Origin of the sequence: Halopelagius fulvigenes (assembly GCF_042662625.1) — an archaeon.
Lineage (GTDB): Archaea > Halobacteriota > Halobacteria > Halobacteriales > Haloferacaceae > Halopelagius > Halopelagius fulvigenes.
Genome location: NZ_JBHSXH010000015.1, coordinates 259,803 through 284,935 on the forward strand (window position 1 = coordinate 259,803; position 25,133 = coordinate 284,935).

Here is a 25,133-nt window from a genome sequence, read left to right on the forward strand (position 1 = left end):
GCCGGCGCGCGCCGCGCCGATTCAGCGGAAGCCCATCGCTTCTATCTGCTCTTGGTAGCGGTTGCGGATGGTCACTTCCGTCACCTGTGCCACGTCGGCGACTTCGCGTTGGGTCTTCTTCTCGTTACAGAGCAGCGACGCGGCGTAGATGGCGGCGGCGGCGAACCCGGTGGGCGACTTGCCCGACAGCAGGCCCTGCTCCGCGGAGACGTCGATTATCTCGGTCGCCTTCGCCTGCACTTCCTCGGAGAGGCCGAGGGCGGAGGCGAAGCGCGGGACGAACTGCTTGGGGTCGACGGGCTTCAGTTCGAGGCCGAGTTCCTGGGAGATGTATCGGTACGTCCGGCCGATCTCCTTCTGCGGCACGCGCGAGACTTCGGCGACTTCGTCGAGCGACCGGGGGATGCCCTCCTGCCGGCAGGCGGCGTAGAGCGCGGAGGTGGCGACGCCCTCGATGGAACGGCCGCGGATCAGGTCCTCGTTCAGCGCGCGCCGATAGATGACGGAGGCGACTTCCCGCACCGACCGCGGAACGCCGAGCGCAGACGCCATGCGGTCGATCTCCGAGAGCGCGAACTGCAGGTTGCGCTCGCCCGCGTCCTTCGTCCGGATGCGCTCCTGCCACTTGCGGAGGCGGTGCATCTGCGACCGCTTCTCGGAGGAGAGCGACCGACCGTAGGCGTCCTTGTCCTTCCAGTCGATGGTCGTCGTCAGCCCCCGGTCGTGCATCGTCTCCGTTATCGGCGCGCCGACGCGCGACTTCGACTGACGCTCCGAGTGGTTGAACGCGCGCCACTCCGGGCCGCGGTCTATCTGCCGTTCGTCTAAGACGAGTCCGCAGTCGTCACAGACCAGTTCCCCCTGGTCGGCGTCGGTGACGATGTTGGTGGACTCACACTCCGGGCACGCGATGAGTTCGTCGGCCTCTGTCTCCGTTTCCTGCTCTCGCTGGCGCTGGCGGCTCGGACGTTCCATTATAAGGTTTGTGGTGGAGCGCAAATTTAAACCTTTGTACCGAGATGACGGTACTCCAACCATTACCGGGCGTCGAACGCGACTCGCGGCGGGCGATTGCGTTATACGGCGGTGCGCCGAACGGCGTGCGTATGCGACGGCGATATCCGCTCTGCGTCCTCCTCGCGATCTCTCTCGCCGCCTGCCTCGGCGGATTCGGCGTCGCGCCGACGCCCGGAGACGAGACGGAACCGGGCACCGCGACGGAACGCGGGCCCGACACCGGCGTCCGCGCGACGGTGACGCGCGTCGCGGACGGAGACACGGCGAACGTCAGGTTCTCCAACGGGTCGGCGGACACCGTCCGCCTCCTCGGGGTGGACTCGCCGGAGGTGCGCGGGTCGAACTCGCCCGGGGAGTTCGAGGGCGTCCCCGACACGGCGGCGGGGAGGGCGTGCCTCGCCGACGCCGGCGAAGCGGCGGCGTCGTACGCGAGAGAGCGACTCGCCGGGGAGGAGGTTCGCCTCGTCTTCGACGAGAGGGCGGACCGGCGGGACTCTCACGGCCGTCTCTTAGCGTACGTCCGCGTCGGCGGTGGGTCGGTCAACCGCGATCTGCTCCGTCGCGGGCACGCCCGTCTGTACGACGGAACATTTACCGAACGTGAACGTTACTTCGCGGCGGAACGTCGCGCCCGCGAGGAGGGGCGCGGACTGTGGTCGTGCGCGACGCCCGCGGCGCGGGGCGAACGGTCCGCGTCGAGCGCGACTGTCGCTGTCGTCCGGGTGCACGCCGACGCCGAGGGCCGCGACGGGGAGAATCTGAACGGCGAGTACGTCGTCCTCCGGAACGAGGGCGAGGCGGCGGTGGACCTCTCCGGGTGGACGGTGGCCGACGGGGCGGGCGCGACGTACGCCGTTCCAGCGGGGACGACGCTCCCGCCGGGCGGGGAACTGACGCTCCGAACCGGGTCGGGAACCGACGGTGACGGCACCCATCACTGGGGGAAGGGCCGGCCGGTGTGGAACAACGACGGCGACGCGGTAGTCGTCCGCGACGCGAACGGGACGCTCGTCGTCGAACGTCGGTACTGAAAGGGGGAGGGGGAAGCGGAGCGTGCTTCCCGTTACCAATCCACATCCATACACCTTGAGTACCGGTGGTCGTTTTACCGGACTCGCCGTCTCGGTTTCGCCTGCCGATAACGCGCCCGTAATATTACCATTGCGCATTTCACAAAGGCTTTTGTATAACCGGTGACTATCGAGGAGCAACATGAGTACGACGAACGCCCCGAACGGGAGCGCGGAGGGAGCCGAAACCATCGATACAGACGCCGTCGCGGACGTGACGCCGGTCCGAATCGAGGCGAGTGCGCTCGCTTCGACGTCGCCGTCGTACCTGCGCGACCTGAAGGCCGGACTCGCCGACGAGGGGTGTCAGCCCGCCGTGTTGACCGTCGAGACGTGTTTCGACGACGACTGTCGACTCGCGACCCAGTCCGTCGCCGACGACGTCCGCGGGTTCGTCCGCGCGGCGGCGTTTCTCGGCGCGGCGCGCGTCGAAGTGACGGTCACCGACGTGGCCGACGAGGACGTCGCGCGGGACGCCCTCCGCGCCGTCGAGGAACGCGGTCGCAGAGAGGGCGTCGCGGTCGATATCTCCGGCTGCGTCTCCTGCTGATGCCGACGAAATCCGCCCTGGAGACGCAACTCGCGGTCGTCGCGGGCTTCGACGCGCCGCGGGCGGACCTCGAACAGTACCCGACGCCGCCGGACCTCGCGGCCCACGTCGTCCATGTCGCCGACCTCAACGGCGACGTCGAGGACCGAACAGTCGTGGACCTCGGCACCGGGACGGGGATGCTCGCACTGGGCGCGGCCCTCCGCGGACCCGAGCGCGTCGTCGGCGTCGATGTCGACCGCGGCGCGTTGGAGACGGCGGCCGAGAACCGCGTCCGCGTCGGGACGGCGACGGACATCGACTGGATACTCGCGGACGCGACGCGGCCGCCCCTCCGGCCCGAAGGGCAGACGACGGTACTGATGAACCCGCCGTTCGGGGCGCAACGCGGGCACGAACACGCCGACCGGGCGTTTCTCTCCACCGCCGCCGAGGTGGCGGACGTCTCCTACTCCATCCACAACGCCGGGTCGCGGGAGTTCGTCGAGGCGTTCACCGAGGACGAGGGCGGCGAGGTGACCCACGCCTTCCGCGCGACGTTCACGCTCGACAGGCAGTTCGGCTTCCACGACGCCGACTCGAAGGACATCGAGACGGAACTGTACAGAATCGAGTGGGCGAGGTAGCGCGGCGGGCCGCGGCGTTCGGGGCCCGGAGTGCGCCTCAGCCTCCGCGGTACCGCTCTTTCTTCAGCACCCGCACGCGCGTCCCGCCGAACTCCGCGTATATCTTGTTCTTCTCGCGGGTGAACGTAATCTGGTTCACGGTGACTGACTCGCCCCGGTCCGGGAGGGGGGCGCTCACCGTCTCGTCTCTGCGCTCCACCTCGACGTAGTAGCCGTCGGTGGTGGGGACGACGGAGATGTTCCGCCCGCCGACGACCGCTTCGGCCGTCGTCGCGTTCGAGGTATAGACGACGCGCGACTCGCCGTCCTCCCGCAGGTGGATTCGGTAGGCGGTCCCGCCGCCGATGGCGACCCACCCGTCGCGTTCGGCGTACACCGTCTCGCGCCACCCGACGCCGCCGAGCGTGATGAGTACCTTCCCGGCGAACGCCAACCGGCCTTTGCTCGCCGCCGTCGTCCAGATGCCGCGGGACTCGCTCTTGACTATCACGCCCGACGTCTTCACGTTCGTCGTCTCGCCGAACGCGTCCACTTGGAACGCCGAGACCATCCCGTTCTGGACGCCCTCGGCGTACGTCACCTCGTAGTCTTCGACCCGAACGGGTTCGCCGGGCAGTTCGCCGCCGGACGTGGTGTAGAGGTTGTACGGCACCGCGGGGCCGGAGACGGCGGCGGCGACGAGGAGGAGACAGGCCGTGCCCGCCTGCCACCGCCGGAAGGAGAACTGCCCGCCGAAGACGCCCGTCAGCGCGGGGCGGTCGGAGGCGACGGCGGCGAAGACGACGAGCAACGCCAACAGGGCGACGAGGGCGACCCCGACGGCGCGGTAGAGGACGTACGTCTCGCCGCCGCGGTACCAGTAGATGGCCCACATCGACTGCGAGACGGCGAACAGCACCGACCCGGTCCACAGTTTCAGCGCCGACGGCCGGTCAACCGACGGGCGCGCGCGGACGACGTACAGACCCAAGATGACGCCGATGAACAGGCCAAGCGCGTGGCCCTGAATGGCGATGTCGGCCCACCACGGCGTGACGTAGGTGGGGTGGCCGCTGGCGGTGACCGTCGGTTCCAGCATCGCGTTGTAGACGAGGCGGAACGCTCGCCCGCCGGCCAACGCTACCACCGTCTTCAGCGGGTAGTTGACGAGGGCGAACCCCGCGAACGCGAAGACGACGCCGGAGAAGCCGATGATGGGCCCGAGGGCGAAGGCGGACGTCGCGAGGCCGACGACGAGGACGGCGGCGGGGAAGACGACGAACGCGCGCACGTACGGGTTCGCCCGCCACGACGACATCGACGTCGTCCCCCGTTCGCGCGGGTAGTGCCCCCACGCGTACTCGGCCAACGGTGCGAGCGTCAGCGTCGCCGCGAGGTTCCCCAGCAGGTGCCCGGCCCCGTTGTGCGAGAACGGCGCGGTGACGATGCCCAACGGGTAGAAGTACGACCACGCTCGGAACGGAAGCGTCACCGGCGCGTACCAGTGACGGAGTCCGTCTTGGAGGAACAGGTACACGGCGACGACGAACGCGACGGTCACGACGGTTCCCCACGGAACCCCGAGCAGGAATCGCCGGCGAAGCGCGGCCCCCCACCGACCCTCCGGTCGGTCGACTGCGTAGACAGCGATTCCGGCGAGGAGGAACGCGACGACCATCGCCCCCTGTTGTAGCGGCACCCATCCCGGAATGTCAATCATGCGTATGTGTCACACGGACCCGTTATCAACTTCTCGCCGCGCCCGCGGGCGGGCGTCGGCGGTGTGCGGTCCGATACCACACACTATTCGGTCGTCCCTGATACTCGTATCGGTGCCGGCGGCGGCCAAGAATATCGGATTACCGCTCGGACGCCGGGGCGTCGTCCCGCCGTCCGGAGTCGGGATGGGTCGGGCGACCCGACTCAGAGCTTCGACTCTGCATCGTCTGCCAGCTCCTGCATTCGCTTGCCGACGCGGCCCGCGTTGGAGAACTCGTCCTCGCTCATCGCCGTCGCGAGGGCGTTGCCGAGGACGAAGACGGCGTGTTTGTGTTCGCTCTTGGACTTGTGGACGTGCGAGGGGTTGACCCCGAGTTGCTCGTAGGGTTCGAATATCTCCTCGTTGACGTCCTCGCGCGCCGCGAAGTTGTTCTTGATGATGAGCATCTGTTCGTGGAGTTCGAGCAGTTCGTCCTTGTGCATGTCCGGAGTTAGGCGAGATGCCGCTTTAAGGGTTTTTGGCTATTCGTCCCACGGGGGGTTAGAAGACGTACTCGTCTTCGTGACCCATCATCCCGTCGTCCTCGAATCCGCGGTCGTCGTCGTCGATGGGTCCGCTCGTCTTGAACGCGCGGATACCCGTCGAGAGGAGTTCGGAGATGGCTTCCTCGCGGCTGACGAACTCGCCCTGTTCGACGAGCTGTGCGATCTGCATCTCGAGGTGCTCTGGCACGTTTATATTGACTTTGGGCATCTGAACGTCCGGGGGTTTGGAGCCGGGTTATTTAATTCCTACGCCCGGCGTTGCCGTTAGCAGAACGAACAACGGCGTTTCGTAGAGATTCTTTTTCGACGGCCGAAACGGAGTTCGCGATTCCCGTATTCGGCCGCGGGAGCAGTCGTCAGCGTTAGGTGCGTCGCCGCGAACCCTCTCACATGGCGAAAGACGTCACGGGCTTGTACGAGGAGTTCGGCGACGAACGACTCCCGCCGGGGCAGCGAGAGACGTCGCGGTTCCCCGTCCTCTCGAAGAGCGGAACCCCCTCGTGGGACCGAGACTCCTGGCAGTTCGAGGCGTGGGGGGCGGTCGAAGACGAGCTGTCGCTCTCCTACGAGGAGTTCACCTCGCTCCCCTCGGAGACGCAGATTCAGGACTTCCACTGCGTCACCGGGTGGAGCAAGTTCGACTGCGAGTTCACCGGCGTCACGTTCCCGACGCTGGCGGAACGGGCGGGCGTCGAGGACGACGCGGTCCACGTCATGTTCCACGCCCTCGACGGCTACACGACGAACCTCTCCTTGGAGGAGTGTCGACGGCAGGAGGTCATGTTCGTCTACGAGTACGACGGCGACCCCCTCCCCGCGGACCACGGCGGCCCCCTCCGCGTCGTGACGCCCCACAAGTACGCCTACAAGGGCGCGAAGTGGGTTTCGGGCGTCGAGTTCCTCACCGAACCCGAACGCGGGTACTGGGAGAAGCGCGGGTACTCGAACACGGCGAACCCGTGGAACGAGGAGCGGTACAGTTAGACGCGGCGCGTCGGGACGGCGCGAACGCGGCGCTCGGCCGGTCGAACGGGCAAATATCTCTCCTACCGGGGATAGTCAGGTAAAAGAGCGTGGGGTCCTCATCTCCCGTCGATGGAATCGCTGGGGAGCGACGAGGCGGGCGCACGCCCCGTCAGCAGGTCCGTCAGGATATCGAAGCCGCGGTTTCGGGCCGTCCTCCGCGCCGCCGACGCGCCGCGGACCGTCTGGTCCGCGCCCGACGAAGCGACGGTGGTCGGAGGCGGTGCCGCGGCGACGGTGACCGCCGACGGACCGAACCGGTTCGAACGCGTCCGCGAGGCCGCGGAAGCCCTCTTCTCGTCGGGCGACGTCCACGCCGGCACCGAGGCGGCCCGCCCCCGACTGTTTGGCGGGTTCGCGTTCCACGGCGACAGCGTCGCCGGCCCCCCCTGGAAGCAGTTCCCCGGCGCGCGCTTCGTCCTCCCGCGCGTGCAGGTGACGTACGCGGAGAACGGGACGTGGCTGACGGTCAACGCCGTCGGCCCGGACGCCGACCCGCGGACGGTCGAGAGGGAACTCGACCGCCACCGAGAGCGATTACGGTCGCTGCCGGACCCCGGCCCGCCGGCCGACCCGCCGGGCGTCGTCGGACGGCGGCGGACGACGGCGAAGGGGGACTGGCGTTCGAGCGTGAACGCCGCCGTCGAACGCATCCGCGCGGGCGACTTGGAGAAAGTCGTCCTCGCGCAGGCCCTCGACGTCGATTTGGAGGCCGACCTGTCGGTGCCGGACGTCCTCTGGCGACTCGGCGAGGCGTACCCCGACTGCTACCGCTTCCTCGTCGAACCCGCCGGCGACGGCGGGCCACGGGCGTCCTTCTTCGGCGCGACGCCCGAACGACTCGTCGGCCTCCGGGGGCGAACCGTCGAGACGGACGCCCTCGCGGGGACGACGGGCCGCGGCGAGACGCCCGCCGAGGACGAGTGGTTGGCGAACGAACTGCTGACCGACGAGAAGAACGTCCACGAACACGAACTCGTCGCCGAGACAATCCGCGACCAACTGGCCCCCTTCGCCTCCTCGGTGAACGCCGGCGCGCGCCGGGTGAAGCGCCTCGCCACCGTGCAACACCTCTGGACGCCGATAACGGCGGAACTGGCGACGGACGAGCACGTCCTCTCGCTGGTTGAGGCGCTCCACCCCACGCCCGCCGTCGGCGGCCTGCCGCCGGACCGAGCGCTCTCGACCATCCGCGACACCGAACCGTTCGACCGCGGGTGGTACGCCGCCCCCGTGGGGTGGGTGGACGCCGCCGGCTACGGGTCGTTCGCCGTCGCCCTCCGCTCGGCCGTTTCGCGCGGGGACTCGGCGACCCTGTTCGCGGGCGTCGGCGTCGTCTCCGACTCGGACCCGGACCGCGAGTGGGACGAAGTGCAGCTGAAGTACCGCCCGATACTCGACGAACTGGAACGCTCCTGACGACTCTCTCCTACCCATGACCGCACCTAACCGCAACACCCTCTGGGCGCGCGCGTTCGTAGACGAACTGGCCGAGGGCGGCGTCTCCGCCGTCTGCATCACCCCCGGTAGCCGTTCGACGCCGCTGACCGAGGCGTTCGAGAGACACGACGACGTCCGCGTCTTCTCGCACCTCGACGAACGCTCCTCGGCGTACTTCGCGCTCGGACGCGCCCGGCGGACGGGCGACGTGACGCCGCTGGTCTGCACCTCCGGCACCGCCGCGGCGAACTTCCACCCCGCGGTCATCGAGGCGTACCAATCGCGTGTTCCCCTCCTCCTTCTGACGGCGGACCGCCCGCCGGAACTCCGCGACTCCGGCGCGAACCAGACCGTCGACCAAGAGAAGTTGTACGGCGACGCCGTGCGCTGGTACAAGGACCTCCCCGAACCCGAGGCCGAACCCAGAAAGCTCCGCTCGCTCCGAACGACGGCGGCGCGCGCCCTCTCGGAGGCGACGGGGACGCCGTCGGGACCGGTCCACCTCAACGTCCCGTTCCGCAAACCGCTGGAACCGACGCCCGTCGAGGGCGACGTGCCCGACGACTTACCGGAACTCGCGGCGTCGGGCCGCGACGGCGCGTTCGTGAAGACGACGCCGGGCGTCCCCGAACTCGGAGACGACGAACTGCGTTCGCTGGCCGACCGCATCTCGGTGCCGCGCGGACTCGTCGTCGCCGGCCCGGCGGACGCCCCCGGCGTGGACGCCGAGGCGGTCGCCGCGTTCGCCCACGCGTCGGGCTTCCCCGTCCTCGCGGACCCGCTATCGGGCGTCCGCTTCGGCGGACACGTCCGCGTCACGCCCACCCTCGGCGGCTACGACTCCTTCCTCGACCCGCGCGTCACTGCCGAGTGGCCCGACCCGGACGTGGTGATTCGCTTCGGCGCGTCGCCCACCTCGAAGACGCTCCGGACGTACCTCGCGCGGACGGACGCCGAGCAACTCGTCGTCGACCCCGCGGGCGAGTGGCGCGAAGCGGAGTTCGCGGCGACGGACCTTGTCGTCGCCGACCCCTCGCGCCTCCTCGCGCGCCTCGCTCGCCTGCTGGCGGGCCCCGGAAGCGCCGAGTGGCGGCGGCGGTTCGAGGCGGCGGAGGCGGCCCACTGGGAGGCGTTCGACGCGAGTGCGGGCGCGGACGCCGACGACGCCGACGACGCCGAGGCGGCGGTGCCCGCCGAGGGGCGCGTCCTCGCGGACGTGGCCGAACTCGCGCCCCAACCCTCGACGGTCTTCGTCTCGAACTCGATGCCCGTCCGCGACGCCGACCGCTTCGCCCGCCCGACGACGAAGGCGCGGACCGTCCTCGGCAACCGCGGCGCGTCGGGGATCGACGGCATCGTCTCCACCGCACTCGGCGCGGGAAGCGCGACGACGGACGATCTGACGCTCGTGACGGGCGACATCGCCTACTACCACGACATGAACGGTCTCCTCGCTCTCGGCCGGTGCGACGTGGACGCGACGGTGGTCCTGATAAATAACGACGGCGGCGGCATCTTCCACATGCTCCCCATCGAGGAGTACGACCCGCCCTTCACCTCGCAGTTCAAGACGCCGCACGGCCTCGATTTCGAACCGACGGCGGACCTCTACGACCTCTCGTACGCCCGAGTCGCGGGCGACGACCGGGAGGGGTTCCGCGAGGCGTACGCCGAGGCGACGGCCGCTGGCGGCTCTCACGTCGTCGAAGTCGTCACCGACGCCGAGGAGAGCCACCGCGCCCGCGAACGACTCCACGAACGCGTCGTCGAGCGACTGACCGAAGACGGCTGACCGCGCGCCGCCTCGGACGCGCCGGGCGTCGGACTGCGAACCGCGCCGTCGCAGTACGTTTTTGACGGTACTGGTCCAACTACGGGCCATGCCCCAGCGAGGTACGGACCGAGCGACCGAGGAACGCCGACTCAGACCGCGCGAGGAGTCCGAGAACGACCCCCTCGGCCGGTGGCTCGAAGACCTCTTCGACGGGACGGCGGAGGGCGTCGTCTTGGGCCTGCCGGCGCTTCTGTTCTCCGTCTTCGCGGGCGACATCGTCGCCTCCTCCGCGGCGATGGGTGCCACCGTCGTCCTCTCGTACGGCATCGCCGCCTACAGGAACGGCCGCATCGCCGTCGGCCCGGAGTGGCCGCCGATGGACGCCGCGTTCGTCGTCCTCCGCTTCGTCTGGTACAACTTCACCCTCCTCGCCGCCATCTTCGCCGGCGCGGCGGCGGCGAACAGTCCCCTCGCCCCGTCGGTACTCGTCGTCGCCGGATTCGTCGGCGGCGGCGTCGCGGCCCTCGGCGTCCTCTCGCTCTCGTCCGTCGCGTCGGTCCTCAAATCGCTCCGGCGAATCTGAGCGTCTCGACCGACCGCGCGCCGGAAGCGAATCTTTTTGCGCGCGCCGTCCCCCCTCTCGGACATGGTTTCGGATATCTTCGACTCCGAGCGGTGGCGTCAGGTGGCGGGGGCCGACGAGTTCGACGACATCACCTACCACCGCGCCGAGGACGTGCCCGCGGTGCGCATCGCGTTCGACCGCCCGGAGGTCCGCAACGCGTTCCGCCCGGGGACGGTGGACGAACTGTACGCCGCACTCGACCACGCCCGAAAGCAGGCCGACGTGGGCTGTGTCCTCCTGACGGGTAACGGCCCCTCCCCGAAGGACGGCGGGTGGGCGTTCTGCGCGGGCGGCGACCAGTCCGTCCGCGGCGGATCCGGCTACGAGTACCGCGAGGGCGACGACGTGGACGAATCGGACGACGAACTCGTCCGCGAGGCGAAGGCCGGACGCCTGCACGTCCTCGAAGTCCAGCGACTGATTCGGTTCATGCCGAAACCCGTCGTCGCCGTCGTCCCCGGGTGGGCCGTCGGCGGCGGCCACTCGCTTCACGTCGTCTGCGACCTGACGCTCGCCTCCGAAGAACGCGCGAAGTTCCTCCAGACGGATCCCGACGTGGCCTCCTTCGACGGCGGGTTCGGGTCGGCCTACCTCGCGAAGCAGATCGGCCAGAAGAAGGCGCGCGAGGTGTTCTTCCGCGGGAAGACCTACTCCGCCGAGGAGGCGGAAGAGATGGGCATGGTGAACGAGGTGGTTCCGCACGCCGACTTAGAGGACGTGGCCTTAGAGTGGGCCGACGAGATGACGAAGAAGTCGCCGACGGCGATGCGGATGCTCAAGTACGCATTCAACATGGCCGACGACGGCATGGTCGGCCAACAGGTGTTCGCGGGCGAGGCGACCAGACTGGCGTACATGACCGAGGAGGCCCAAGAGGGCCGCGACGCGTTCTTGGAGAAGCGCGAACCGAACTTCCGGCGGTACCCCTGGTACTACTAACCCACCTTTTTATCGGGGGTCCTCGGCCGCCGCGATGCGGCGGCCTCGAACCCCCGACAAAAACCTGGAGGGAAAAAAGGCCGCGCGGTACGGAAACGGCGACGCCCTGCGCACCGCGACCGCAGAGTTCCCCCACTCTGCTCTCGCCGCACTACGGCCGCCGCGTCTACCCCTCCGCTATCGCCTCGAACTCCTCGCATCCGCAGGAACAGGACCCGCCCGTTCCCACCGGACGTAACCCGTCGTCGGACTCCTGCACCGGGTACACTTCCCCGCACTCGACGCACTGACCGAACGTTTGCGGTTCACCCCCCGTCCGCGGACTCTCCGTCATACTATCCTACTACTTGACGAGTTATATTTGAGTATTATTCTTCGCGCTCTCTCTCACGAACGATGCGGTCGAAACGGTCGAGAGACGGCGCGTCGGGGCGGTCGCCGCCCGCGGAGCGAGATGCCAACTTTGAGGCTCACCCCGTCCCGAGGTGGACGTAATGAGTACGCAGAGCATCTCGCGGACGAAGGCGTGGGTCATGGCCGCCCGTCCGCAGACGTTGCCCGCGGCGGCGGCCCCCGTAATCGTCGGCGCGGGGTTGGCGCTTCACGACGGCGTGTTCGCCGCGCTTCCGGCGCTTGCGGCGTTCCTCGGCGCGGCCCTCATCCAGATCGGGACCAACTTCGCGAACGACTACTACGACGCGATGCAGGGCGCGGACACCGAGAACAGGGAGGGGTTCACCCGCGTCACCGCGGGCGGCCTCATCGACCCCGTCGAGGTGAAGCGGGCGATGTATCTCACGTTCGCCGCCGCCATCGCGGTGGGGACGTACCTCGTCTCCGTCGGCGGCGTCCCAATCCTCGTCATCGGCCTTCTCTCCGTCGCCTCCGGCATCGCCTACACCGGCGGGCCGTACCCCCTCGGCTACCACGGACTCGGCGACCTGTTCGTCTTCGTCTTCTTCGGCGTCGTCGCCGTCACCGGCACGTACTACGTGCAGGCGGCGTCGGTTCTCGCCGCGCCGTTCCCCGTCGGCGTCCCGCCGAACACGCTCCCACTCGCGGCCGTCGTCGCCTCCCTCCCCGTCGCGGCCATCTCGACGGACATCCTCGTCGTCAACAACGTCCGCGACAAGGAGGAGGACGCGACGACCGGAAAGCGCACGCTCGCCGTCCGGTTCGGCTACGGGTTCTCCCGCGCGGAGTTCCTCGCCATGCTCGGAGTCGCCTACCTCGTCCCCCTCTGGTTCGTCGGCCGCCCCGACTACGGCGTCCCCGTCTTGCTCCCCCTCCTCTCGCTTCCGTACGCCGTCTCGGTGGCCCGAACCGTCTGCACGGAGACGACGGGCGACGCCCTCAACCCTGCCCTCGAACGGACGGGGAAACTGCTGGCGACGTACGCCGTCCTGTTCGCCGCCGGGTTGGCGATCCGAATCCCGTCGTGGTTCTGATGCGCACCGAACGCTTCTCCGTCGAACTCGCCCGCCCCCTCGACACCGCGGCCGGCACCATCGAGTCGCGGACGGGGTACCTCGTCCGAACGGACGACGGGACCGGACTCGGCGAGGCGACGCCGCTTCCGGGGTGGACGGAGTCGTTAGACGAGTGCCGCGCGGCCCTCGACGGCGGGAACCCGGACGGTTCGACACCCGCCGCGCGACACGGCGTCTCCCTTGCCCGCGCGGACGCCGCGGCGCGCGAGTCGGGCGAACGCCTCTGCGACGCACTCGCCGCCGACGCCTTCTCCGCGCCCGCCGCCGACTCCGTCCCCGTCAACGCCACCGTCGGCGACGGGTCCCCGGAGGAAACGGCCGACGCGGTTCGGTCGGCCGTCGAGGAGGGCTACGACTGCGCGAAGGTGAAAGTCGGCGCGCGGGACGCCGACGCGGACGAACGACGCCTGCGCGCCGCCCGCGACGCCGCGGGCGACTCGGTCGAACTCCGCGCCGACGCCAACGGCGCGTGGGACGCGGAGACGGCCGAACGGATGCTCGACGTCGCCGCCGAACTCGACTACTCGTACGTCGAGCAACCGCTTCCCGCAACGGAAGCGACCGAACACGCCGCACTCCGCGGACGGGGCGTCGGCGTCGCACTCGACGAATCGCTCTCGACGACGACAGTCTCGGCCGTCCTCGACGCCGACGCGGCGGACGTTCTCGTCTGCAAACCGATGGCGCTGGGCGGTCCCGACGGGACGCTGGCGGCGGTTCGGCGCGCGCGGGAGGCGGGCGTCGAGTGCGTCGTCACGACGACGATAGACGCCGTCGTCGCGCGCCTCGGTGCATTGCACGTCGCCGCCGCGATTCCGGACGCGCCCGCCTGCGGCCTCGCCACGGGGTCGATGCTCGCGTCCGACCTCGCCCCCGACCCCGCGCCCGTCTCCGAGGGGCGAATGGGAGTACCCGAGGGAGGGGGACTCGGCGACGCGCTGGAACCGTTGTATCGACCGTGACCTTTTCTCCCCCGCACGCGTCGCCGTCCGTATGAGCGACGAAACTGACAACCCGGTCATCGTTTCCTCGTCCGACGGCGTCGTCACCGTGACGCTGAACCGACCCGACGTGCGGAACGCGCTGACGACGGACCTGACCGCGGGCGTTCGCGACGCCCTCGACGGACTGGACGACGACGCGCGGTGCGTCGTCTTCGAGGGCGCGGGCGACGCCTTCTGCGCCGGCGGCGACGTGAACGCCATGATGCGACTGCAGGGCGGCGAGATGACGACCGAGGCGGCGGTTCGCCACGTCATCGAGGACACCGCGGGCGTCGTCAAGCGCGTGTTCGACTGCTCCCTCCCGACGGTGGCGAAGATAGACGGGCCGGCCGTCGGCGCGGGCGCGGCCTTGGCTCTCGCCTGCGACGTGCGCCTGTTTTCGACCGACGGCCGCATCGGGTTCGGCTTCGAGAAACTCGGACTCGCCGTCGATTCGGGCGTCTCGTACCTCCTCCCACGGGAGGTGGGCGCGGGCGTCGCCAAGGAGTTGGTCTACACCGGCGAGGTTCTGGACGCCGAACGAGCGTCGGAACTCGGACTGGCGAACCGCGTCTTCGACGTTGACTCCTTCGAGGCGGAGAGCGAGTCGTTCGTCGCCGAAATCGCGGCGGGGCCGACGGCGGCGTTGCGTACGTCGAAGCGCCTGCTCCGGCGGGGGTTCGAGGTGTCCTTGGAGACGGCGATAGAACACGAGGCGGCCGCGCAGGGGGCGTTGTTCGGGACGGCCGACCACGCCGAGGGCGTCGAGGCGTTCCTCGAACGGCGCGACCCGGAGTTCGAGGGTCGGTAGCCGAATCTCCGCGTTCGAGGTGCGTCGCGTCGCTTCCGCCGCGTCGCTTCCGCCGCGTTCCCGCCCGCCTACGTGGCCAACAGACCGACGACGACGGCGGTGACGAGCAGATCGGCGAACGAGAGGACGAGTAGTCCCTTCCACCCGACTACGATGAGTTGGTCGATGCGGAGTCTGGGAAGCGCGGAACGCGCCCACTGGGTGAACAGGAACACCGCCCAGATCTTGACGAGGAACCAGACGAAGCCGGGGAGCACCGGCCCGGCGGGACCGCCGAGGAACACGGTGGCGATTAGCGCGCCGCCCAAGAAGAGGTGGACGAACTCGCCCATGTAGATGAGCACCCAGTAGACGCTCCCGTACTCCGTCTGGTAACCCGCGACGAGTTCGGTCGGCGCCTCCGGCGCGTCGAACGGGTTGCGGCCCACCTCCGCGAGGTTCGCCACTAAGAACAGCGCGAACGCGAAGGGGTTGACGAACGCGTACCACGACGGGACGTGAACCCCGCCGAGCGTGAGAAGCGGCGTCTGCTGGGCGGCGACGATTCCGCTCGTCCGGAGGGTTCCGGCGAACAGCACCACCGAGGCGGCGGTCACGACGAGGGTATCTCGTAGGCGATGTTCGCCGCGACGGCGCGGAGGCGCGCCTCGTCCGGGCGGTGCTGTGAACGATACGCGCCTGTCGCTCTCGAACGGTGCGCGTCGGACTCGTCGGGCGGGGTGCGAACGGTGGCTACTTACTCGCGCCGTGTGACGCCGGGAGTATGTCAGACGTGCGCGTCACCGTCTGGAACGAGTACCGACACGAACGCGAGGACGAGGAAGTCGCCGAGGTGTACCCCGACGGCATCCACGAGGCCATCGCCGAGGGGTACGAGGAACGCGGATACGAGGTGCGGACGGCGACGTTAGACGACCCCGAACACGGCCTGACCGAGGAGGTTCTCGACGAGACGGACGTGCTGACGTGGTGGGGCCACCGCGCCCACGACGACGTCGACGACGACGTGGTGAACCGCGTGGTCGAACGCGTCTTAGACGGGATGGGACTCCTCGTCCTCCACTCGGGGCACTACTCCAAGCCGTTCAAGCGCCTGATGGGGACGCGGTGTTCACTGAAGTGGCGCGAGTCGGGCGAGAAAGAGCGTCTCTGGGTGACCGAACCCTCCCACCCCATCGCCGACGGACTCGGCGAGTACGTCGAGATTCCCGAAGCCGAGATGTACGGCGAACACTTCGACGTGCCCGCGCCGGAGCAACTCGTCTTCACGAGTTGGTTCGAGGGCGGCGAGGTGTTCCGGTCGGGGTGCTGTTACGCCCGCGGGTCGGGCCGCGTCTTCTACTTCCGGCCGGGCCACGAGACGTACCCCATCTACTACCGCGACGACGTGCGCGATATCCTGGCCAACGCCGCGGAGTGGGCCGCGCCCGGCGACGGACCGACGCCCACCTACGAGAACGTCGACCCCCTCGAAGACCTGAGCGACTGAGCGCCGGCCGTCCGAGACGGACCACCCACCGCGCGAAATAAACGCGCGGCGTCCCAACGAAGGGGTATGGCAGAACCTACGACGGGTCAGCGCCGACTCCTCTACGGGTTGTTCGTCTTCGCGTTCGTCGTGTTCGTCGTCGGCGTCGTCGCCATCCTGTTCCTCTCGGGGTATCTGTAACGCCTCTCCTCACTCGGCGTCGTCGGGGCGGTGCGTCACGCCCGACTGCGCGTCGGCGTTCATCCGGCGAAGCGCGGCGGTGGCGTTCGAGGCGTCGTAGCCGAAGAACACGTCCTTCCCGTACTCGGAGGCCACCTCCGTCGCGTGGATGAGGGCGTCCACGTCCACGTCCACGGCGTACAGCTCTATCGAGAACGACACGTCGAGGGGCGAGAGGAGCGTCTCGAACCCCTTGGCGATGGTCTCCAGCCAGTAGGTCGTCCCGTAGTCCACGTCGTAGAGGGGGACGACGAACTCGTCGACGTACTCCGCGAGTGCCTCCACGTCCAACCCGGCCCGCCGGTAGAGATGCCCCGGGTACGGATCGGGGTAGAGGGTGAGGTACGTCCGACCGGGGATTCGGTCGGCCGCCTCGGCGACGAACTCCGTTATCACCTCGGCGCGCCACGCCATCCGGTCGTCGTGGTCGCTCTCCTCGAACAGTCGGTCGCACCGGTCGCAGCGACAGTACTCCTCGCGCGGGAAGCCAACGTCGTCGAGGCGCACGTCGCCGTTCTCGGCGGCGCAGTCCTCGACGATCTCCAAGAGGCCGGCGCGGTACTCCTCGTTCGTCGGGCAGATGTACGCCCAATCGAAGTACGTCTGGTCGCGGGTGGCGAGGTTCCCCTCCGCGTCCACGGGGACGAGTTCGGGGTCCGAGTTCGCGGCGGCGGTGTCGCCGAAACACGACACCATGTTCACCGCGTTCGGTAGCGGGGACGCCGCCCGTCCGGTCACGTCCTTCACCTCGTAGAACTCGCGGTCGAAGATGTCCCCCTCGACTTCCTCCGCGTTGCGCGTGACGACGCCGTACATGCCACGACGTTTCGCGCCGACGCTGAAGAGTCGTTCGCTGTGGACCGAAAAACGGAGCCGCGGCGGTCGTCCGCCTCTGCGTTCGCGCGTCGTTACTCTTCGATGTCGACTTCTATCGGTTCGGACCCTCCCGACAGCGTCAGGTAGAGGGCCGCCACGAGCGACAGTACGAGGACCAGTTTCGACTTTCCGGACATACTCTCTCGTTCGACCACCCCGTACAAAGTGATTTCGACGAGAGATGTTCTCTGAGAACGACCCTTCACCGTCTGCGGCCGACGGCCCGGCGAACCGCGAGGGACGGCCCGCCGGTCAGGACACCTGGAGGTGCGAGCCGACTTCGTCCTCGCGGACGATGGTTCCGCAGTAGGCGCAGCGCAGGCCGTCCGAGAGCACCTCGAACCGCGTATCGACCGGTTCGTCCGCCGTCGTGATGCAGTTGCGGTTGGGACACGAGAGGATGCCCGCGACGACGTCTGGGCGTTCGACTCGCTTCTTCTCGACCACCTCGTAGTCGCGGACGATGTTGATGGTCGCCTCGGGGGCGATGACCGAGAGGACGTCCACCTCCGACTGGCTGAGTTCGCGCCCCTCGACCTTCACGATGTCCTTGTTGCCGAGGCGGTCGGAGGGGACGTTCATCCCGATGGAGACGCCCTCGCCGCCCGACCCGTCGATGCCGAGGATGGCGAGGACGTTCAACGCCTGCCCCGCGGAGACGTGGTCGATGACGGTGCCGTCGCGTATCTTCGAGACGCGGAGTTCCTTGTTCGAGTTACTCATCGGTCGTCACCTCCCGCGACGGCCGTGCGGTCGACGCGCGCATCGCGTGCGTCGGAACTCATCGCCGACCCTCCAACAGCATGTCCAGAAGCGCCATCCGAACCGGGACGCCGTTGTGCGCCTGTTCGAAGTACTTCGCGTACGCCGTGTCGTCTATCTCCGGCGCGATTTCGTCCACGCGCGGAAGCGGGTGCATCACCGTCAGGGAGTCCTTTGCCCGCGAGAGGTCGTCTACCCCTATCTGGTACTCGCCCGCGACCTTCCGGTACTCGTTCTCGTCGGGGAACCGTTCGCGCTGGATGCGCGTGACGTACAGGACGTCGAGTTCCGGGAGCACCTCGTCGAGTTCGGTGTGTTCGCGGACCTGCGCGCCCGACTCGTGGAGGTCGTAGCGGACGCTCCGCGGCAGTTGGAGGCTCTCGGGACTGACGAAGTGCTGGCGCACGTCGAAGTTCGTCAACGCCTCCGCCAGCGAGTGGACCGTCCGACCGTACTTCAGGTCGCCCATGATGCCGACCGTGATGTCGTCGAGCCCGACGTTCTCGCGGATGGTGTACAGGTCCAACAGCGTCTGCGTGGGGTGTTGCCCCGCGCCGTCGCCGGCGTTGACGAGGGGGACGTCCACGAACTCCGACGCCATCGACGCCGCGCCCTCGTAGGGGTGTCTGAGGACGAGGGCGTCGGCGTACCCCTCGACGACGCGGACGGTGTCCGCGAGCGTCTCGCCTTTCTTGACCGAGGAGGACTCGACGGGGCCCATGTCCACGGTGCGACCGCCCAACCGCTTCATGGCGGTGTCGAAGCTCATCCGCGTGCGGGTGCTGGGTTCGAAAAAGCAGAGACCGAGAACCTGTCCGGCGCGACGTTGCTGCCACGCCGCCGGGTCGGCGTCGATTTCGGCCGCCCGGTCGAGCACCGCCTCGATGTCCTCCCGCGACAGTTGTGCCGCGGAGATGAGGTGGTCCTGACGCATCGTTGAGTAGGGGGCGATGGACCGACTTGAATCACTCGGGTTCCGAACGCGGGCGAGATGCACACGTCCGTGCATCGCTCGCGCCGGAGAGCGAGTCCGCCGGAATCCCACACGTCGCTTCGCCGCGACGACGACGCTCCGAGCGTAGCACGAAGGGTCTCCGGTACGTCCTCTCTCGCTCCGACGAAAAAGAAAAATCGATCCGCGGCCCGTCCCCGGTTACGTCGGGGAGCGTTCAGGGCCAGTTGCCGCTCTCGGCGTAGGCGTCGGCGACGCGTTGGACGGCGACGACGTACGCCGCGGTTCGGAAGTTCGGCAGGTCGTGCGTCTCGTACGCCTCGACGAGGTTGTCGAACGCGTCGGTGATGACCTCTTCGAGCTCCTCGTTGACGCGTTCCTCGGTCCAGTAGAACCGCTGGCGGTTCTGCACCCACTCGAAGTACGAGACGGTGACGCCGCCGGCGTTCGCAAGGATGTCCGGGACGACGGTCACGTCGCGGTCCGTCAGCACCTCGTCGGCCTCCGGCGTCAGCGGACCGTTCGCCGCCTCGGAGATGACGTCGGCCTGCACCTCCTCCGCGAGGTCGCCGTCGATGGCGTTCTCCAGGGCCGCCGGAACGAGGAGGTCCACGTCGAGCGTCAGGAGTTCCTCGTTCGTCAGTTCCTCCTCGGCCCCGTCGTACCCGACGACGGACCCCGTCTCCTGCTTGAACTCTCTGACCTCGCGGGCGTCGAACCCGTCCTCGCTGTAGATGCCTCCGCTGGAGTCGGAGACAGCGACGACGTTCGCGCCGAGGTCCTCCAGGAGGTACGCCGCGATGGACCCGGCGTTACCGTACCCCTGCACCGCGACGGTCGCGCCCTCTATCTCCTTGTCGCGGTAGTCGAACGCCTCGCGGGCGGCGAGCATCGTGGACCGACCCGTCGCCTCGACGCGGCCCTCGGACCCGCCGGACGACAGCGCTTTCCCGGTGACGACGCCGGGTTCCGTCTTGTGTTCCAGCGTCTCGTAGGTGTCCTTTATCCAGTTCATCTCCCGCTGACCCGTGTTCACGTCCGGCGCGGGGATGTCCCGGTCCTCGCCGATGAGCGGTCGGAGTTCCTCGGCGAACGACCGCGTGATGCGTTCGAGTTCGCTCTCGGAGTACTGCTTCGGGTCGATGACGATGCCGCCCTTCCCGCCGCCGTAGGGGATACCTACGACGGCGCACTTGTACACCATCCACCCCGACAGGGCCTTCACCTCGTCGCGTGATACGTTCGGGTGGTAACGGATGCCGCCCTTGTACGGCCCCCGGTCGCCGTTGAACTGAGAACGGAACGCTTCGAACAGTTCTACCTCACCGTCGTCCATCTCGACGGAGAGGTTCAGTTCGAGCACCCGTTCGGGATTCTTCAGACGCTCGATGACGTCGTCCCCCACGTCCAGGTGGGCGGCGGCGTCGTCTATCTGTTCTTGCAGACTTTCGAACGGATTTGCCTCCTCGGGCATATTCCACCGTCCCGGCAGTGGATGGTTAAGTCTGCCGGGTTTGGTACTCCGTCGCAATATTTGTTCGGTTCTGCAGAGATATATCTAGGTGGTATCGTCTCCGGCGCGGTCCAGGATTCGCTCCGCCTGCGCGACGAGGGGCGCGTCTATCATCTCGCCGTCCACGCGGAACACCCCTCGCCCCTCCTCGTCGGCGGCGTCGCGCGCTTCGAGCACCCGTTTCGCCCACTCGACTCGGTCGGACGCGGGGGTGAACGCCTCGTTTATCGGGCCGACCTGCGCGGGGTGAATCGCCATCTTGCCGTCGTACCCGAGCGTCGCGGCGAACTCCGTCGCCTCGCGGAGGCCCGCCTCGTCCTCGAAGTCGGTGTAGACTGTGTCTATCGCGTCCGCGCCCGCCGCCGCCGCGGCGAGGACGACGCGTTCGCGGGCGTACAACACCTCCGTCCCCTCCGCCGTCCGCGTCGCGCCGATGTCCGCCGCCAAGTCCTCCGCGCCGAAGACGAGCGCAGTCGTCGGGTCCGCGGCGGCTATCTCGGGCGCGTTCAACGCGCCGCGGGCGCTTTCGACGAGTGCGAAGACGGGGAGCGTCCGCCCGCGCGCCTCCAGTTCCTCGGCGACGGTTCGCACGTCCCCCGGGGTGCCCGCCTTGGGGACCATCACCGCGTCGAGGCGCACGTCCGCGTCCGCGCCGTCGTCTCCGAGGAGGACGCCGAGGTCGGATTCGTAGTCGTCGCTCACTCGGACGACGACTTCGGCTCCCGGGTCGAACGACGGGTCCGAGAGGACGGCGCGCACCGCCTCGCGGGCCTCCGCTTTCCGGGCGGGCGCGACGGCGTCTTCGAGGTCGAAACAGACGATATCCGCGCCGGTCGCCGGGGCCTTCCGCATCAGTTCCGGGCGGTCGCCGGGCGAGAACAGCAAACTTCGTCTGGCCATATCCGAGGTACGCGAGGCGATGTGTTCAAACCGTGCGGTGCGGGAACGACCGGTACGATTTTTCGCCTCGCGCGCGAGGTTCCCCCATGACCGGGCGGTACTACGAGGAGTTCGAGGTGGGCGAGACCATCGAACACGAGAAGCGCCGAACCGTCTCCGAGGCGGACAACCAGCGGTTCTGCGACGTGACGATGAACCAACAGCCGTTGCACCTCGACGCCGAGTTCGCCGCGGAGACGCAGTTCGGCGAGCGACTCGTCAATGGGCTGTACACGCTCTCTCTCGGCGTCAGCCTGACGATACCCGACACCACCGACGGCACCATCGTCGCCAACCTCTCGTACGACGACGTAGAGCACCCCGAACCCGTCTTCCACGGCGATACCCTCCGCGCGCGGTCCACGGTGACGGACAAGCGGGAGACGTCCGACGGGGAACGCGGCGTCGTGACGATGCGCGTCGAAGTGATGAATCAGGAGGAGACGGTCGTCTGTTCGTTCGAGCGAACCGTGTTGTCGCTGAAGCGTCCCGACGAGTAGTCGCCTACCCGACGACGAGGACGAAGTTCGAAACCGACGCGAGGCCCCACGGCGTCGCCACGGCGAGGGGGATGAGCGGCCGCCCTCGGTTCGGGACGAGGCGGGCGGCGACGACGGCGAATCCGACGACGAGAGCCTTCAGTCCGACCATCGCCGGCAACGGACCGACCGCCGAGATGACGGCCCGGGCGAACGGGTTGCCCTCGGTGTACCCGAGTTCGAGGCCGTACGCCGTCAGGAGAACGTCGAGGACGAACGTCACGCCGACGAGTGCCCACAGCGTTCGTTCGTAGTCGGCAACCGCATCGAGGGTGGCGGCGAAGGCGGACGACGAGGGGGACGCCGTCGAGTTGGGCGCGGCCATGTTCGATGGGTCGGCGGGAGAGATCCTCAGTAGTCGTCACATACGGAGAGACTGTACAAATAAACTGAACGTTACCCCGCCGGTAGCTTCGTCGTATCGGGTTCCTAACGGATACGTCGCGTCCGAACGGGGGCGACCAGTCGGCGCGGAAGACGCATCTCGACGTTGTCGAATCTCGAACCGTGAACTCGTCTGGCGGGACGGGCGGGCGTCGCGGACCATCGCCGTCGAAGCGGACTCCTCGCACTCCATCGAACGAACGGTAGAATCATTACGCGCTGTTCCATCTCCACCACCCATGTCGATAGATTGGGGTGACGTGTCACACGTCACGAAGGTAGACCCCGCCGAAAATCTGCCCGAGGACCTGTCTATCCTCGACGGGACCGACCTCGTCATCGTCGGCGGTTCCGACGGCGTAACCCGGGAGAACTCCCTGAACGCGCTCGAACGGATCCGAGCGCACCACCCGGACGTTCCGTTGTTTCAAGAGCCGTACAGTTCGAGTCACGTCTCGGAGGAGACGATAGACGCGGCGGACTACCTCTCCGTCCCGGCGGTGTACAACGGCGACCGCGAGAACTTCGTCGCGAAGCACGTCAATTTCTTCACCGAAGTCGGCAGCAAACCAGAGGAGATACTCGGGTCGGGGCTTCCGCTCGTCGGCGACCTGATAGCGTCGAGGGGCCGGGACGCGATCGAAGCGATTTCGGAGAAGATCCTCGCGGAGGGGTACGTCGTCCAGAACCTCGACTCGAAGGCGGCCGCCGTCTCGGGCGTCGAATCGACGTTCACCGCGGAGCAGGTGGCGGGGGCGGCGTTGGCGACCGAGTCGTTCTACGGGTTCCCGATATTCTACGTCGAGTACTCCGGGACCTACGGCGGGCCGGAGGACGTCGCGGCGGCGGCGAAGTACCTCGACGACACCGTGTTGCTGTACGGGGGCGGCATCGAGAGTCGAGAACAGACCGAGGAGATACTCGACGCGGGTGCCGACGCCGTCGTCGTCGGGGACTGCTTCCACGAGGACCCGGAACGGTATCGACGGACCCTGTGTTGAGCGGTTCGCCCCCGCCCCCGAAACTCCGGGGAACGCTCGCCCCTACAGCACGGTGCCGTGTTTCTTCTCGGGCAGCGATTTCTCCACCGTCTCGTAGAAGGCGAACCGCCCGGCGAGTTCCGCCCGGAGGTCCGACGGCGGCACGATATCGTCGATGACGACTTCGCTGGCCATCCGGTGGGCGTCGATGTCCTCGCGGTACTCTGCGCGCAGTTCCGCCTCCCGCTTCCGGCGTTCCTCCGGGTCGTCTATCTCGTTCAACTTGTTGGCGTAAACGGCGTTGATGGCCGCCTCCGGTCCCATGATGCCTATCTCGCCCGACGGCAGGGCGATGATGCTCTCGGGGTCGTACGCCGGGCCGCCCATGGCGTAGATGCCCGCGCCGTACGCCTTCCGGACGACAACGGTCTGTTTCGGCACCGTCGCCGAGGAGGTGGCGTAGATGAACTTCTTGCCCTTCTCCAAGATGGCGTCGCGTTCGACCTGCGACCCGGCCATGAACCCCGGCGTGTCGCAGAGGTAGAGCAGGGGAATTTCGTAGGCGTCGCACGTCCAGATGAACTCCGCCGCTTTCTCGGCGGCGTCGGGGAAGATGGCTCCGGACCGCTGAGCGGGTTGGTTGGCGACGACGCCGACGGGTCGGCCGTCGATGCGCGCGAAGGCGGTGACTATCTCCGTCCCGTAGTCGGATTTGAGTTCGAAGACCGACTCGGCGTCGGCGACGCGGTCCAACAGGTCGCGGACGTCGTACGGGCGGTTCGGCGACTCGGGGATGAGTTCGTCGATGCCGTCGGGGGAGTACTTCGGCGGCACCGTCTCCGCTCGCGGCGGTTTCTCGCCCGCCTTGTCGGGGAGATACGTTATCAGGTCGGCGACGAGCTCGCGGGCGTGTTCCTCGTCGCGTGCGACCAAGTCGGCGCTCCCGGACTCCTCGGCGTGCATGCGCGCGCCACCGAGGTCCTGCATCTCTATCTTCTCGCCGGTGACCATCTCCACCATCCGCGGGGAGGCGATGGCCATCGCGGACATCCCCTCGACCATGACGGTGAAGTCCGCGAAGACGGGCGTGTACGCCGCGCCCGCGATGCACGGCCCGTAGAGGACGCAGATCTGCGGGACGCGGCCGGAGAGCATCGAGTGGTTGTAGTAGTACTTCCCGATGCCCTCCCGGTTGGCGAAAAAGCCCGTCTGCTGGTCGATTCGACCGCCGGAGGAGTCCATCAGGTAGAGGACGGGTCTGCCGTTCTTCAGCGCTCGCTGCTGCATCCGGAGGAACTTCTCGACGCCGCGGCGCGCCATCGACCCTGCCTTCACGGTGAAGTCGTTCGCCATGAAGTGGAGTTTCCGCCCCTCGAACTCGGCGGCGCCCGTGATGAGGCCGTCCGCGGGGAGGCGGTTGCCGTCGGTCGCCTCCTCGGCATCGACTTCGGGACTGTCCGGGTGCCACGAGTCGAAGTTGGCGAACTTGCCGTCCTCGAAGAGGACGCCCGACGCCTCGCCGTCCGCCGAAGCCACGCCGTCGGTCGAATCCCCGCCGTCACCGTCGTCGAACCACAGATCGAGGCGGTCGCGGACGAACAGTTTCCCCTGTTCGGAGAGTCGGTTTCGGTACTTCTCTGGCCCGCCTTCGAGGATATCGGCGATCTCCTCGCGGAGTTTCGCCTCCCGGTCGGTCGGACCGAGTTCGTCGTCGAGGGGGTACGCCGTCTCGGGCGGGTCTGCGGTCGCCGCGGGGGAGTCGCCGCCGGCGTACACTTCGACGCTCGTATCCAGGTGGCGGGCGAGTGCGCCGGCGATGGCAGACGCCTCGTCCGCGGAGGCGTCGCCGCCGATTCGGACCTTCATAGGTTCGACTCCGCGGCGTTAT

26 protein-coding genes and 1 pseudogene are annotated in these 25,133 nt (G+C 68.2%); 14 read left to right on the forward strand and 13 right to left on the reverse strand.

Annotated elements, in window-relative coordinates; all coding sequences use genetic code 11:
- Positions 1-21 precede the first annotated feature (21 nt).
- The gene (locus ACFQEV_RS11185) at positions 22-975 is read right to left on the reverse strand and encodes a transcription initiation factor IIB (RefSeq protein WP_379695876.1); all 954 of its coding nucleotides are present in this window, start codon (positions 973-975) and stop codon (positions 22-24) included.
- Positions 976-1,106: 131 nt separating this feature from the next.
- Here ACFQEV_RS11185 and ACFQEV_RS11190 point away from each other — a divergent pair, with 131 nt between their 5' ends.
- The 3 genes from ACFQEV_RS11190 (at position 1,107) to ACFQEV_RS11200 (ending at position 3,263) form a co-directional block, all read left to right on the forward strand.
- The gene (locus tag ACFQEV_RS11190; protein ID WP_379695878.1) at positions 1,107-2,048 is read left to right on the forward strand and encodes a lamin tail domain-containing protein; all 942 of its coding nucleotides are present in this window, start codon (positions 1,107-1,109) and stop codon (positions 2,046-2,048) included.
- A gap of 181 nt (positions 2,049-2,229) precedes the next feature.
- On the forward strand, positions 2,230-2,637 hold the full coding sequence (locus tag ACFQEV_RS11195; RefSeq protein WP_379695880.1) for a DUF7961 family protein: 408 nt from the start codon (positions 2,230-2,232) through the stop codon (positions 2,635-2,637).
- Positions 2,637-3,263: an METTL5 family protein gene (locus ACFQEV_RS11200; RefSeq protein WP_379695882.1), complete on the forward strand. Its 627-nt coding sequence runs from the start codon at positions 2,637-2,639 to the stop codon at positions 3,261-3,263. The genes ACFQEV_RS11195 and ACFQEV_RS11200 overlap by 1 nt, the downstream gene beginning before the upstream one ends.
- Before the next feature lie 37 nt (positions 3,264-3,300).
- On the opposite strand, the gene ACFQEV_RS11205 is transcribed toward ACFQEV_RS11200, so the two are convergent.
- The 3 genes from ACFQEV_RS11205 to ACFQEV_RS11215 form a co-directional block, all read right to left on the reverse strand.
- Positions 3,301-4,962, reverse strand: coding sequence for a rhomboid family intramembrane serine protease (locus ACFQEV_RS11205; protein ID WP_379695884.1), 1,662 nt, complete (start codon positions 4,960-4,962; stop codon positions 3,301-3,303).
- Positions 4,963-5,165: 203 nt separating this feature from the next.
- On the reverse strand, positions 5,166-5,444 hold the full coding sequence (locus ACFQEV_RS11210) for a UPF0058 family protein (RefSeq protein ID WP_379695887.1): 279 nt from the start codon (positions 5,442-5,444) through the stop codon (positions 5,166-5,168).
- A 58-nt stretch (positions 5,445-5,502) separates the two neighbouring features.
- Positions 5,503-5,715 (reverse strand): ribbon-helix-helix domain-containing protein, encoded by a 213-nt coding sequence (locus ACFQEV_RS11215; protein WP_092535212.1) that lies wholly within the window; start codon positions 5,713-5,715, stop codon positions 5,503-5,505.
- A 182-nt stretch (positions 5,716-5,897) separates the two neighbouring features.
- Between ACFQEV_RS11215 and ACFQEV_RS11220 the strand changes: the two genes are divergently transcribed.
- The 5 genes from ACFQEV_RS11220 (at position 5,898) to ACFQEV_RS11240 (ending at position 11,308) form a co-directional block, all read left to right on the forward strand.
- The gene (locus ACFQEV_RS11220) at positions 5,898-6,491 is read left to right on the forward strand and encodes a sulfite oxidase-like oxidoreductase (RefSeq protein ID WP_379695889.1); all 594 of its coding nucleotides are present in this window, start codon (positions 5,898-5,900) and stop codon (positions 6,489-6,491) included.
- 111 nt (positions 6,492-6,602) lie between these two features.
- Complete coding sequence (locus tag ACFQEV_RS11225; RefSeq protein ID WP_379695891.1) at positions 6,603-7,949, forward strand: isochorismate synthase; 1,347 nt, start codon at positions 6,603-6,605, stop codon at positions 7,947-7,949.
- Positions 7,950-7,965: 16 nt separating this feature from the next.
- Positions 7,966-9,762, forward strand: a complete 1,797-nt coding sequence (gene menD / locus ACFQEV_RS11230; RefSeq protein WP_379695893.1) for a 2-succinyl-5-enolpyruvyl-6-hydroxy-3-cyclohexene-1-carboxylic-acid synthase — start codon at positions 7,966-7,968, stop codon at positions 9,760-9,762.
- A gap of 88 nt (positions 9,763-9,850) precedes the next feature.
- On the forward strand, positions 9,851-10,327 hold the full coding sequence (locus ACFQEV_RS11235) for a hypothetical protein (protein ID WP_379695895.1): 477 nt from the start codon (positions 9,851-9,853) through the stop codon (positions 10,325-10,327).
- Positions 10,328-10,390: 63 nt separating this feature from the next.
- Positions 10,391-11,308: a 1,4-dihydroxy-2-naphthoyl-CoA synthase gene (locus tag ACFQEV_RS11240; RefSeq protein WP_379695897.1), complete on the forward strand. Its 918-nt coding sequence runs from the start codon at positions 10,391-10,393 to the stop codon at positions 11,306-11,308.
- A 166-nt stretch (positions 11,309-11,474) separates the two neighbouring features.
- Here the strand turns inward: ACFQEV_RS11240 and ACFQEV_RS11245 are convergent, their stop codons facing one another.
- Complete coding sequence (locus ACFQEV_RS11245) at positions 11,475-11,642, reverse strand: hypothetical protein (protein ID WP_379695899.1); 168 nt, start codon at positions 11,640-11,642, stop codon at positions 11,475-11,477.
- Between the two features lie 160 nt (positions 11,643-11,802).
- On the opposite strand from ACFQEV_RS11245, the gene ACFQEV_RS11250 reads away from it, so the two are divergent.
- From ACFQEV_RS11250 to ACFQEV_RS11260, 3 genes are read left to right on the forward strand one after another with little or no spacing between them, the layout of a single operon-like run.
- On the forward strand, positions 11,803-12,756 hold the full coding sequence (locus ACFQEV_RS11250) for a 1,4-dihydroxy-2-naphthoate polyprenyltransferase (RefSeq protein WP_379695901.1): 954 nt from the start codon (positions 11,803-11,805) through the stop codon (positions 12,754-12,756).
- Positions 12,756-13,760 carry a mandelate racemase/muconate lactonizing enzyme family protein gene (locus ACFQEV_RS11255; RefSeq protein WP_379695903.1) on the forward strand — a complete coding sequence of 335 codons (1,005 nt, stop codon included), beginning with the start codon at positions 12,756-12,758 and terminating at the stop codon, positions 13,758-13,760. The genes ACFQEV_RS11250 and ACFQEV_RS11255 overlap by 1 nt, the downstream gene beginning before the upstream one ends.
- A 31-nt stretch (positions 13,761-13,791) precedes the next feature.
- The gene (locus ACFQEV_RS11260) at positions 13,792-14,592 is read left to right on the forward strand and encodes an enoyl-CoA hydratase/isomerase family protein (protein ID WP_379695905.1); all 801 of its coding nucleotides are present in this window, start codon (positions 13,792-13,794) and stop codon (positions 14,590-14,592) included.
- Between the two features lie 68 nt (positions 14,593-14,660).
- On the opposite strand, the pseudogene ACFQEV_RS11265 reads toward ACFQEV_RS11260, so the two are convergent.
- Positions 14,661-15,232, reverse strand: a pseudogene (locus tag ACFQEV_RS11265) (complex I subunit 1/NuoH family protein); the annotation flags it as partial.
- Positions 15,233-15,355: 123 nt separating this feature from the next.
- Here ACFQEV_RS11265 and ACFQEV_RS11270 point away from each other — a divergent pair.
- Positions 15,356-16,081, forward strand: a complete 726-nt coding sequence (locus ACFQEV_RS11270; RefSeq protein WP_379695907.1) for a ThuA domain-containing protein — start codon at positions 15,356-15,358, stop codon at positions 16,079-16,081.
- A 189-nt stretch (positions 16,082-16,270) separates the two neighbouring features.
- Here ACFQEV_RS11270 and ACFQEV_RS11275 read toward each other — a convergent pair whose 3' ends face one another.
- The 5 genes from ACFQEV_RS11275 to ACFQEV_RS11295 form a co-directional block, all read right to left on the reverse strand.
- Entirely contained in the window at positions 16,271-17,116 is an 846-nt protein-coding gene (locus ACFQEV_RS11275; protein WP_379695909.1) for a hypothetical protein, read from the reverse strand.
- Between the two features lie 312 nt (positions 17,117-17,428).
- Positions 17,429-17,899 (reverse strand): aspartate carbamoyltransferase regulatory subunit, encoded by a 471-nt coding sequence (gene pyrI / locus ACFQEV_RS11280; RefSeq protein WP_379695911.1) that lies wholly within the window; start codon positions 17,897-17,899, stop codon positions 17,429-17,431.
- 58 nt (positions 17,900-17,957) lie between these two features.
- Positions 17,958-18,872 (reverse strand): aspartate carbamoyltransferase, encoded by a 915-nt coding sequence (pyrB, locus tag ACFQEV_RS11285; protein WP_379695913.1) that lies wholly within the window; start codon positions 18,870-18,872, stop codon positions 17,958-17,960.
- A 235-nt stretch (positions 18,873-19,107) separates the two neighbouring features.
- Positions 19,108-20,364 (reverse strand): Glu/Leu/Phe/Val family dehydrogenase, encoded by a 1,257-nt coding sequence (locus tag ACFQEV_RS11290; protein ID WP_379695915.1) that lies wholly within the window; start codon positions 20,362-20,364, stop codon positions 19,108-19,110.
- Between the two features lie 84 nt (positions 20,365-20,448).
- Positions 20,449-21,303 (reverse strand): HpcH/HpaI aldolase/citrate lyase family protein, encoded by an 855-nt coding sequence (locus ACFQEV_RS11295; protein WP_379695917.1) that lies wholly within the window; start codon positions 21,301-21,303, stop codon positions 20,449-20,451.
- Between the two features lie 86 nt (positions 21,304-21,389).
- Between ACFQEV_RS11295 and ACFQEV_RS11300 the strand changes: the two genes are divergently transcribed.
- Positions 21,390-21,842 carry a MaoC family dehydratase gene (locus ACFQEV_RS11300; RefSeq protein ID WP_379695919.1) on the forward strand — a complete coding sequence of 151 codons (453 nt, stop codon included), beginning with the start codon at positions 21,390-21,392 and terminating at the stop codon, positions 21,840-21,842.
- A gap of 4 nt (positions 21,843-21,846) precedes the next feature.
- On the opposite strand, the gene ACFQEV_RS11305 is transcribed toward ACFQEV_RS11300, so the two are convergent.
- Positions 21,847-22,206 (reverse strand): DUF5658 family protein, encoded by a 360-nt coding sequence (locus ACFQEV_RS11305; protein WP_379695921.1) that lies wholly within the window; start codon positions 22,204-22,206, stop codon positions 21,847-21,849.
- A gap of 298 nt (positions 22,207-22,504) precedes the next feature.
- On the opposite strand from ACFQEV_RS11305, the gene ACFQEV_RS11310 reads away from it, so the two are divergent.
- Positions 22,505-23,266: a geranylgeranylglyceryl/heptaprenylglyceryl phosphate synthase gene (locus ACFQEV_RS11310; protein WP_379695923.1), complete on the forward strand. Its 762-nt coding sequence runs from the start codon at positions 22,505-22,507 to the stop codon at positions 23,264-23,266.
- 42 nt (positions 23,267-23,308) lie between these two features.
- Here the strand turns inward: ACFQEV_RS11310 and ACFQEV_RS11315 are convergent, their stop codons facing one another.
- Complete coding sequence (locus ACFQEV_RS11315; protein ID WP_379695925.1) at positions 23,309-25,111, reverse strand: acyl-CoA carboxylase subunit beta; 1,803 nt, start codon at positions 25,109-25,111, stop codon at positions 23,309-23,311.
- Positions 25,112-25,133: the final 22 nt, after the last annotated feature.